At 46.4% G+C, this 9,975-nt stretch carries 9 protein-coding genes and 1 tRNA gene; all 10 read right to left on the bottom strand.

The features are described 5' to 3' along the window. Nucleotides 1-51 precede the first annotated feature (51 nt). The 10 genes from clpX to A4U59_RS19560 all read right to left on the bottom strand — a co-directional run bounded on the left by clpX (nucleotide 52) and on the right by A4U59_RS19560 (nucleotide 9,627). Entirely contained in the window at nucleotides 52-1,326 is a 1,275-nt protein-coding gene (gene clpX, locus A4U59_RS19605) for an ATP-dependent protease ATP-binding subunit ClpX (RefSeq protein WP_066175282.1), read from the bottom strand. A gap of 375 nt (nucleotides 1,327-1,701) precedes the next feature. Beyond that, nucleotides 1,702-2,988, bottom strand: coding sequence for a trigger factor (gene tig / locus A4U59_RS19600; RefSeq protein WP_066175280.1), 1,287 nt, complete (start codon nucleotides 2,986-2,988; stop codon nucleotides 1,702-1,704). Between the two features lie 199 nt (nucleotides 2,989-3,187). Further along, on the bottom strand, nucleotides 3,188-4,228 hold the full coding sequence (locus tag A4U59_RS19595) for a tetratricopeptide repeat protein (RefSeq protein WP_066175278.1): 1,041 nt from the start codon (nucleotides 4,226-4,228) through the stop codon (nucleotides 3,188-3,190). Between the two features lie 259 nt (nucleotides 4,229-4,487). Then, a tRNA-Arg gene (locus A4U59_RS19590) sits at nucleotides 4,488-4,564 on the bottom strand. Between the two features lie 486 nt (nucleotides 4,565-5,050). After that, the gene (locus A4U59_RS19585) at nucleotides 5,051-5,575 is read right to left on the bottom strand and encodes a metallophosphoesterase (RefSeq protein ID WP_066175277.1); all 525 of its coding nucleotides are present in this window, start codon (nucleotides 5,573-5,575) and stop codon (nucleotides 5,051-5,053) included. Nucleotides 5,576-5,601: 26 nt separating this feature from the next. Continuing rightward, the gene (locus A4U59_RS19580; RefSeq protein WP_066175274.1) at nucleotides 5,602-6,204 is read right to left on the bottom strand and encodes an XTP/dITP diphosphatase; all 603 of its coding nucleotides are present in this window, start codon (nucleotides 6,202-6,204) and stop codon (nucleotides 5,602-5,604) included. A gap of 38 nt (nucleotides 6,205-6,242) precedes the next feature. Next, the gene (gene rph / locus A4U59_RS19575; RefSeq protein WP_066175272.1) at nucleotides 6,243-6,983 is read right to left on the bottom strand and encodes a ribonuclease PH; all 741 of its coding nucleotides are present in this window, start codon (nucleotides 6,981-6,983) and stop codon (nucleotides 6,243-6,245) included. Nucleotides 6,984-7,173: 190 nt separating this feature from the next. Beyond that, entirely contained in the window at nucleotides 7,174-8,259 is a 1,086-nt protein-coding gene (locus tag A4U59_RS19570; protein ID WP_066175271.1) for a GerMN domain-containing protein, read from the bottom strand. A 100-nt stretch (nucleotides 8,260-8,359) separates the two neighbouring features. Further along, nucleotides 8,360-9,157, bottom strand: a complete 798-nt coding sequence (gene racE, locus A4U59_RS19565) for a glutamate racemase (RefSeq protein WP_066175269.1) — start codon at nucleotides 9,155-9,157, stop codon at nucleotides 8,360-8,362. A 77-nt stretch (nucleotides 9,158-9,234) separates the two neighbouring features. Continuing rightward, nucleotides 9,235-9,627 (bottom strand): MarR family winged helix-turn-helix transcriptional regulator, encoded by a 393-nt coding sequence (locus A4U59_RS19560; RefSeq protein WP_083270958.1) that lies wholly within the window; start codon nucleotides 9,625-9,627, stop codon nucleotides 9,235-9,237. Nucleotides 9,628-9,975 lie beyond the last annotated feature (348 nt).

Below are 9,975 nucleotides of genomic sequence, written 5' to 3'. Positions count from 1 at the left end.
CACCAAAAAGAGGAACTTCCTGCAACCGGAAGTTCCTCCCACTTTACTTAATTAGGCACTTTCTTTTGGAGACTGCTGTTCAGGCTCGACTACCGTGCCATCCTCAAGGATCAGCTTCGGCTGGCCGTTCCCGACAACCGTCTCTGCCGTAATGATGCATTTTTCTATGTCATCACGTGACGGCAAATCGAACATGACATCAAGCATGATGCCTTCGATTATGGAGCGCAGACCACGGGCACCTGTTTTCCGTTCGATCGCCTTTTTGGAGATTTCGCGGAGCGCCTCTTCCTCAAATTCAAGCTCGACGCCATCCAATTCAAGCATTTTCTGGTATTGCTTCACAAGTGCATTTTTCGGCTTTGTCAGAATATCGACAAGAGCTTCTTCATCAAGCGGCTCAAGGCTTGCGATGACCGGCAGGCGCCCGATGAATTCAGGGATCAGGCCGAATCGGAGCAAGTCTTCCGGGAGCACTCTGGAAAGCAGCTCGCCTTTGTCATAATCCTGCTTGGCATCGTCCGAAGCGAAACCGATCACTTTTTTGCCGAGACGGCGCTTAATGATTTGGTCAATGCCATCAAATGCACCGCCTACAACAAACAGGATATTTGTCGTATCAATTTGAATGAATTCCTGATGCGGGTGCTTTCTTCCGCCCTGTGGAGGCACACTTGCAGTTGTGCCTTCAAGAATCTTCAGCAAAGCCTGCTGTACACCTTCACCGGAAACATCACGCGTGATGGATGGGTTTTCGGATTTACGGGCGACTTTATCAATTTCGTCAATATAAATGATGCCCTTTTCAGCTTTTTCGACATCATAATCTGCAGCTTGAATCAGTTTCAGAAGGATATTTTCAACATCTTCCCCTACATAACCGGCTTCGGTAAGGGAGGTCGCGTCAGCTATGGCAAACGGAACATTCAGGATGCGGGCAAGTGTCTGTGCAAGCAGCGTTTTACCGCTTCCTGTAGGCCCAAGCATCAGAATATTACTTTTAGCCAGTTCCACATCGTCGACTTTGCTGTTGGAATTGATCCGTTTGTAATGGTTATATACCGCTACCGATAAGTTTTTCTTCGCTCCGCCTTGCCCGATCACATAGTCATCCAGTATACCGAGAATTTCCTTCGGCTTTGGAACATCTTTAAACTCGATTTCTTCCTCTGTGCCGAGTTCTTCCTCCACAATTTCGTTGCAGAGTTCGATACACTCATCACATATATACACACCAGGACCTGCAACAAGTTTACGGACTTGATCCTGGGTCTTACCGCAAAATGAACATTTTAATTGTCCTTTTTCATCATTAAATTTAAACATGGATATCACCCCTTCAAAAAGTGCACATAACCGGATGATCTTGCGGATCGGCAAAGCATTGCGAATATCTGTATACCCTTAATATCCCGGTCGATAAACAGTTTCAGAGACTGTGTTCTTGCATTTTAACATACCTGAAACTTACACCGTTAATAAAAACCCTTTATAAAATATGTATAGAGCATGGACGAATTTCAGCGGCGGGAAGCAGCAGTCTGAAGGCTCACTTTACAGTATGCTGTTTAACCGCCAGGATTATAAGTAGTTTTTGGGTTTTTCGGGACCAGGGCAGCCGGAAAGGATGCAAAAGCGGCGGAAAAAAAGCTAGTACAAAACAAGGCACGAACGAATCGCGCCTTGTTCCCTTACTTTATATTATGCAACACTTTTGCTGTTTTCCACAAGAAAATCGATCGCTTTCTTGATTTTCAAATCTTCTTTCACCATATCGGTGCTTCCGATCATTTGTTTCAGGTTATCGACACTTGTCTGATACATGGAAGCCATGTTTTCAAGTTCCTCGTTCACTTCTTCTTCGCTTGCTTCAAGGTTTTCCTGCTCCGCAATCGCTTCAAGCGTCAAGTTGGTGCGGACACGCTTTTCGGCATCCTCTCTCATTTGGCCTTTCAGCGCTTCTTCGTCCTGACCGGAGAATTGATAGTACATGTCCAGCGTCATGCCCTGCATTTGAAGACGCTGTTCGAACTCTTGAAGCATGCGATCAAGCTCTGTACGGACCATTGCCATAGGCACATCGACTTCTGCATTTTCGGCTGCCTTCTGGACGAGTGTGTCACGCTTGTTATTTTCAACCTCGCGCTTTTTGTTTTCTTCAAGTTGCTCTCTTGTTTTCTTTTTTAATTCATCAAGTGTTTCAACTTCTTCATCGACATCTTTTGCGAACTCATCATCCAGTTCAGGAAGCTCTTTCGTTTTGATCTCATGAACTTTGACCTTGAAAGTAGCCGGCTTTCCTGCAAGCTCTTCTGCATGATACTCTTCAGGGAATGTCACTTCTACATCTTTTTCCGTCCCTGCTTCAGTGCCGACCAGCTGGCCTTCGAAGCCTGGAATGAAAGATCCGGAACCGATTTCCAGTGAATAGTTTTCAGCCTTGCCGCCTTCAAAAGCTTCACCGTCAACAAAGCCTTCGAAATCGATGACGACTGTATCTCCTTCTTCGACAGTGCCTTCTTCTTTCACTACGAGCTCTGCCTGGCGCTCCTGCAGGCCTTTCAATTCAGCGTCCACATCTTCATCAGTGACTTCAGTTGACTCTTCTTCAACCTCAAGTCCTTTATATTCGCCGAGCTTCACTTCCGGCTTCACAGTAACTTTCGCTTCGAAAACAAGCTTTTCGCCTTTTTCCATCTGCTTGATATCAACAGAAGGCTGGTCGACAGGGAAAATACCTGCTTCATCAATCGCACTGGAGTAAGCTTCCGGTAGCAGGATGTCAAGGGCATCCTGGTACAGGGATTCTGCGCCGAAACGCTGTTCAAAAATGAAACGCGGTACCTTCCCTTTACGGAAACCTGGAATGTTCACCTGTTTTACAACTTTATTGAATGCCTGGTCAAGCGCATTATTTACCTTTTCCGCATCGACTTCAACAGTCAATACGCCTTCATTTCCTTCGAGTTTTTCCCAATTCACTGACATTGTAGTGTTTCCCTCCAACTAAATAAATTTATTTATCAGCCTGCAGATTTCATCTAGCCTGACCTATCAGTCTAAAGGTGACAGAGGCAGTCTTGCTTCTGTCACAAAAGTATGCAGACGTATGTAACAATAGCTCTCTACAACCTCTACATTATAACACACCGTGCTTTTCTTTCAACACATGGAGATTGCACTTTTCTTACAGCATCGAACCGTTAAATGACTCCTCTTCCAGCTTGCGCAAGTATGTAACAGATTCTTCCAAAATGTGCGCTTCAATCCCATATTCTTCTGCCGTTTCCTCAAGGGTGACAGGGATGCTGTGCAGCAAGTATCCAAGCTGGTGCAAAGCTCCAGCCCAGACGGCAGGATCTGCGGGATCGGGCTCAAACGGGTATATGACAAACAGATGCCGATGCCAGAGCTCTTGAACAAGCTGAAATAATGCAGGATTTTCCTGGCCGAGTTTTTCATCAAGGACATTCAGCACTTGAATGCCAAAATCCGATTCAAAAACTCCGTCAAGTGTTGCAGGCACAATCGTTTTTCTCTTGCCGAACTTCCATATTTCGATTTCCCTTGATAGCTTTTTTTCAATCATGATTTCCAGCAGCATTGTTTTTAATTCGGGAGCAAAACCGCTTTTCAGCATGGAGTCGAGTGTTGCTATATACGGGGACAATTCAAGACTTCTCAGTTGCTGCAGCGCCCTGAGCTGTTCTTCGGCATTCCCGTTTGTAAGCCGTTCAATAAGGTCAGCAGGGTCGATTGCCGGTACTTCCTCACGCTGTTCATCGGGTGCCGGCTCAGGCCTTTCCGACATTTGCCGGCTGAAGTCCAGGAGCTGATAAAGGGTTTCCGCGGCCTCTGCCGGCAGCCTGTGCTCCTCCATGACAGCCTCTAACACCGCCGCCGCTTCATCATACTCATTCATCTGAATAAGGACCGTAATATAAATTTGCAAATTTTCGAAGTAATCACCGATATCTTCGTTCAGCAGCCGTTTGCTTTCTGCCCTGGCCTCTTCCAGCCGACCCAATTCAAGCAGACAAATGACAATACCGGCCTGCACCTGCGGATATCCGCCTTCCATATCCCGAAGCTGCTGAAACACCGGGAGTGCTTCCCGGTACTTTTTTTGCTGAAGCGCAGCCATTCCTTTCTCAAAAAGACGGTCCTTCAGATTCGGGAATGGGATGACATTTCCGCTGTCTTGCTGTCCGTTTTTTTCGTTATCCATATGTATCGCCTCATTAAACTATATTTGTTCAACAGAACAAATGCCTTTCAAGAGCACTCTTGACCTGCCGCGGTACACCTTCAGCAATCCTGCCGGAGGTTCCATGCCTTTTGCCGCCCAACCTGCCCTTCAGTTTACCAACAAGCACATCTAAAAACAATAACCGCCATATTCCTTTACCCTAATTTATATCCTATTATACTGAAGCAGCAGGCAAAAGAAAAACCCCTGGTTAGCCAGGGGCTTGATATGTATAGTATGGCGTCCCAGGAGAGATTCGAACTCCCGACCCACGGCTTAGAAGGCCGTTGCTCTATCCTGCTGAGCTACTGGGACATAAAGAACACAAATCTTCAGCATTCGTTTTAACGGGATGCACCGGGCAAATATCCGATCCGTACACCGAGGACAAATATTAATATACTTGAAGCACTGTCCGCTGTCAACTTCTTTTGGAAAGGCAATATAGACCCCTTTTTTCTAAATCAAAGTGCATAGCCTTTGAACAAAAGACTGGAGTGATTTCAGTTCCCCCGGTTTTTTCGTTTTATTAGGCCTTTTACATAAATATTGCCGTTTCAAAAGAAGAGTGATTTTCGCTGCAGGTGCTCGCTATCCGCGGGGAACGGACGAGAGAAAATCGCGCCGCTCACGAATGAGCGAGGGATGCCTGTCCCGAAGCCCGAGGAAAGCGGGGTGATTCCCGGTTCTGCGGAGAACTCAATTGATAATGACCGAACAAAAGAGCCTTATAAAACAATAACGGCGATGTGGGATGCACTTGCCCCAGTGGAATTGTTTTTTGAATTGGTTAAAACAGCTTCAACTTCGGCCCAGTGTAAACGTTCTGGTCATCCCCTCAAGCTCCATTCCGTCTTCCCTATGGAACGAAACACAGATTTGCCCTTTATCAGCCGCCGATACGAGTGCATATGTCTGTTCTGGGCGTCTGCGCGGCAACAGGATGCTTCCCGGATTGATAAAAAGCATGCCATTATGCATTTCAGCGCCGGCAATATGGGAATGGCCGAAGCAAACGATCTGTGCATCCAGCTCCTCGGCACGATAAGAAAGGGGCATCAGCGACATTTTCACATTGTGCAGATGACCGTGAGTTACATACACATTCTGCCCTTCCCACTTCCCTGTCTGCTCTTCCGGCAAAGAAGCATCAAGATCACAGTTCCCCCGTACGGTCAAAAAGGGGTGCAGTTCGTTTTCCGCTGCATCAAGTTCGGAATCGCCGCAATGGACCATGAGGCTTGCATCCCCTTTATGCCTTGCGGCAATATCTGATATAAGACTTCTGTTCCCATGGCTGTCACTAACGATCACCAGCTTCCCCATTTCGTTTCTCCTCCCTGCAGAGTACATTAGCGTTTATTGAAGTATTCATCCCAGTTTGCGTCCAATTTTTCCATGGCAGCCGCCCTGTGGCTGATCTTGTTCTTTTCTTCTTTTGTCAGCTGTCCCATTGTTTTATTCTTCTCTTTCACAAAAAATATCGGGTCGTAGCCAAAACCGTGTTCTCCCTGCGGCTTCCGGGCAATCAGGCCTTCGCAGGTCCCTTCGGCCACTTTCGGCTCTTCATCCGGTACCGAAACAGCGAGTACACAGTAAAAGCGGGCCGTCCGTTCATCTTCAGGCACTCCCTCAAGCTCGGCAAGCACCTTTTCCAGATTGGCTCGGTCATTTTTTTCTTCCCCTGCATATCTGGCAGAGTACACACCCGGACGCCCGTCCAAATAATCGACAATCAATCCAGAGTCATCTGCTATGACAGTTCTGCCTAGTTTTCTTGCGATGGTCTCCGCTTTTAAAATTGCGTTCTCTTCAAATGTGGACCCTGTTTCTTCCACATCAGGCATGTCGGGAAAGTCATGCAATGACCTGACCTGTATTCCCCTTTTAGAAAGCAAGGCCTCAAAGTCTTTCACTTTGCCCTTATTTTTAGTAGCGATAATAATTTCTTCCATCTTTATAACTCCTCTGCAAACTGACGTATCGATCTTTTTTACGGCTGGATTTTTCCGGCCGCGTCTCCGAGTGCTTCTTTTTGTATATCGATAAGCTTCCGGATTCCTTCCTGGCCAAGCTTGATGAGATTTTGCAGCTCTTCCGGTGAAAATGTGGCCTCTTCCCCTGTCCCCTGCAGTTCAACAAACTCGCCTTTGCCCGTCATGACAATATTCATGTCGACATCTGCGGCTGAATCTTCCACATAACAAAGATCAAGCACTTCACCGTGCTCCGGATCGATGCCGACTGATGTGGCAGCCAGGAAATCCCTTACCGGCAGCGTTTTGATCGCTTTTGTCTCAACAAGCTTATTCATCGCCATTACCATTGCGACAAAGGCACCGCTTATTGAAGCTGTACGTGTGCCGCCGTCAGCCTGGATCACGTCACAGTCGAGCCAGACGGTTCGTTCACCGAGAGCTTCAAGATCGACAACACTGCGAAGTGAGCGGCCGATCAGACGCTGGATTTCCATCGTCCGCCCGGATACTTTTCCTTTGCTGGACTCCCTTATGTTTCGGCTCCCGGTCGCTCGCGGAAGCATGGAGTACTCTGCTGTCACCCAGCCTTTTCCTTCCCCTCTCAAGAAAGGAGGGACCCTATCTTCGATGCTCGCTGTGCATATCACCTTTGTATTGCCGACCGAAATGAGAACTGATCCTTCCGGGTGAAGCAAATAGTCCGTTTCAATATGTACAGGTCGTAATTCATCTTTCTTTCTTCCATCTGGTCTCATGTGTTCTCCTCCTTTAATAACTGATCCTTGCTATTTGTAGCCTTTCCAGAAACAGTTCTGGAAATGTCTGATGTTCAAGATAAATCTTCATTTTTCACCATAAAAGTTCATATGCCAAAAGGCAAAAAGAGGCGGCAAACATTGCCGCCCTCAGCATTACTCAGTATTAATAAAATAACATATTCATCTTTTAAAAACTACCGATATTGACTCGCTCCGGCCTCATTACGGGCTTTGTGAGCGGTTCGCCTTTTTCATCCATTATCTCTTCTTTTCCTTTCACGGTCACTTCGACTCCATCCACACCTTCGATTTCAGTAAGGGACAATACGAGGGAGTTCAGAACATCCTCAGATAATGCCGTTCCCTTTTGGTCTCCCAGAATCGAATCGTTGAATTCAAGCGACACGACACCTTTCTCGTACGTTGGCCTGTTCAGCAGGCGGACATTCGTATGGAAATCACTGAGGAGCCCGGAGCGGAATGACGGTCCTTTGATCAGTTCGTTCACTGCCACTGCCGCCATATCTTCATGCGGCGCCTGTTTCACCCTTTTTGTCATCGGAACGAAATAGGTGTTGTCCTCATTTTGGGCTAAAAAGTAAAGCGTGACCGCTTTACTTGAGGTGATATCCACACTCTCTTTATCATCCATATTAATTCCATTGGCGCGGCTGTATCCGTCGGTAATCGGTGTTCCGTTTACAGGCATTTCATTCTGATCATAGCCATTAATCCTGATTTTAACTTTATCGACCTTGTCAAACTGGGTGAGTGTCCAAGTAATGGACTGCAGTATTTTTTCCTCATCTTCAGCTTTATAATTACTGAATTCCGTGGAAAAATCGGCGACAATCGTTCCGTCCTCCAGCAAATTTACACCGAGCACTCTCGTATCAGCCGGAAGCACAGCACGAAAACCATTCGGCAGCATATTCTCTACCGGCCCGCCGGCGATCAGATATTCAAGTGCCTGTTTTGCAACTTCTTTTGTTTTTGGTACAGCCAATGTTGTCGGTACAACATATCCATTTTGATCCAGCAGAAATACTTCGCGATCGACTGTTTCAGCTGCTTCACCTTCGGCCGCTGCCTCTTCGGCGTTTTTCTCCTTGCCTTCCGTTTCTTCAAGGCTCGCTTCCGTTTCCTCGTAAGTCACATCCTTCGGCGGGTCAATTTCATTCAGTGCCCGTTCCCCGTCAAACATACATCCAGAAAGCAATAGTGTGAAAGCAAAAAACAGAATGAGCCATCCTGCTTTTCGTTTTTTAAGCATGTCATTCCCTCCCCAGGCTTGGTTGTACTATTATGTATACGAGCTTGCCACCCATTTAGACCTTGGGGAATAAAAAATCTTTCAGCAAAGGGCTGAAAGATCAATCTAAATCTATGACACTTATATTATCGATTTTCTGCTCAAACCATTGCGATGCAATTTTCTCAAACATTTCCCTGGATCCTGTTGTGAAAAAATGATGGCTCGGATGTTCCTGTCCCGTACGAAGCAACTCACTGTACTCAAGGATGGCACTTACTTCCCTTGCTGTCTCATCTCCCGACCCGATGAGCGTGATGCCTTTTCCAAGATAATCGGCTATAACCTGGTGGAGAAGGGGATAGTGAGTACAGCCCAGGATCAATGTGTCTATATGATGCTCTTTGAAAGGTTGAAGTGATTCGCTGACTACTCTTACAGCCTTCTCGGTCTCATATTCGCCGTTTTCCACAAGCGGAACGAAACGCGGGCAGGCAAGACTGTCTACATTCACCTTTTCATCTATATTTTTAAGGGCAGCAACGTAGGCGCCGCTTCCAATTGTACCCTCTGTGCCGATTACGCCGACTTTTTTGTTCTTCGTGAGCTTCAGAGCCGCCCTTGCACCAGGGTTGATTACACCTACAACAGGAATCGGCAGCTTTTCTTTCACCTCTTCAAGCGCAACAGCGGTTGCGGTATTGCAAGCAATCACGAGCATTTTAATATCAAACTGCAGCAAATGATCGATCATTTGCCAGGTGTATTGGCGTACTTCCTCTTTTGGGCGGGGACCGTAAGGACAGCGTTTTGTATCACCGAGATAAAGAATTTCCTCTTTCGGGAGCTGCCGCATGATTTCCCTTGCCACAGTAAGTCCGCCTACACCAGAATCTATGACACCAATTGGTTTATTCAATTCATTCGACCTCATTCTATGTTGGTTTCAATTTTAACATGCAAAAGCCTGCTCCGGGCCGCTTAACGAAGCTAGAATCAATCCTTCATTTCGTCATACAGCTTTCGGAGCATATAATCTAAATCTGACAATTCCCCTGATGTGAAATCTCCTGTCACCGAAGCAAGATACTCCTGCCGTTTTTGGATCACTTCTTCGATGATGCGCGCTCCTTCTTCCAGCAGATGAATTCGTACGACACGGCGGTCTTTTGGGTCACGCACTCTCATCACAAGGTTGTTCTTTTCCATCCGGTCAATCAAGTCGGTCGTCGTGCTGCAGGCGAGATACATATTGTTTGACAGCTCCCCAATTGTCATGTCGCCGCTTTCGAACAGCCATTGCAGTGCCACAAACTGCGGGGGTGTGATGGAATAGCCGCTCAGGATTTCCCGTCCTTTCTGCTTAATGATAGCAGAAATGTAACGCATCGTTTTTTCTATGTCAGCAACAACTTCTTTGTTATTATCCGTTTTTCTCACCTGTTAACCCTCCCAATGTGATGCCAGTTCCGTTATTCGGCCAATTCTACGGTTTTATTTTGAGGCCTTTCCATTAAAAATGCAAGTATACCGGTGACAGTTTTCGACAACTTTAGAAATCAGGTTAAAAAGGGGAAGATACATGACTAATTCTCTTTTAAGACATATTCGATTAATGCACTCTTTAATGGATTAAATCTGGTCATGTTCGTACACATGGCATTTTAAACCGGCACTTAATTTTGGTTCATTTGATGTATTGTTGGCTTTTCTTCGTTTGTAGGCGCGGTAAACGGC

The sequence above is a fragment of the Bacillus marinisedimentorum genome, from assembly GCF_001644195.2.
Taxonomy (GTDB): domain Bacteria; phylum Bacillota; class Bacilli; order Bacillales; family Bacillaceae_O; genus Bacillus_BL; species Bacillus_BL marinisedimentorum.
This window is presented reverse-complemented; position numbering and strand designations above follow the sequence as displayed.

Bases quoted from the DNA above. Each gene is read 5' to 3' on its own strand.
- rph (WP_066175272.1), bottom strand. From the start codon at position 6,983: ATGAGACCAGATGGAAGAAAGAAAGATGAATTACGACCTGTACATATT.
- A4U59_RS19580 (WP_066175274.1), bottom strand. From the start codon at position 6,204: ATGGAAGAAATTATTATCGCTACTAAAAATAAGGGCAAAGTGAAAGAC.
- A4U59_RS19585 (WP_066175277.1), bottom strand. From the start codon at position 5,575: ATGGGGAAGCTGGTGATCGTTAGTGACAGCCATGGGAACAGAAGTCTT.
- A4U59_RS19595 (WP_066175278.1), bottom strand. From the start codon at position 4,228: ATGGATAACGAAAAAAACGGACAGCAAGACAGCGGAAATGTCATCCCA.
- clpX (WP_066175282.1), bottom strand. From the start codon at position 1,326: ATGTTTAAATTTAATGATGAAAAAGGACAATTAAAATGTTCATTTTGC.
- tig (WP_066175280.1), bottom strand. From the start codon at position 2,988: ATGTCAGTGAATTGGGAAAAACTCGAAGGAAATGAAGGCGTATTGACT.
- A4U59_RS19560 (WP_083270958.1), bottom strand. From the start codon at position 9,627: ATGCGTTACATTTCTGCTATCATTAAGCAGAAAGGACGGGAAATCCTG.
- A4U59_RS19570 (WP_066175271.1), bottom strand. From the start codon at position 8,259: ATGCTTAAAAAACGAAAAGCAGGATGGCTCATTCTGTTTTTTGCTTTC.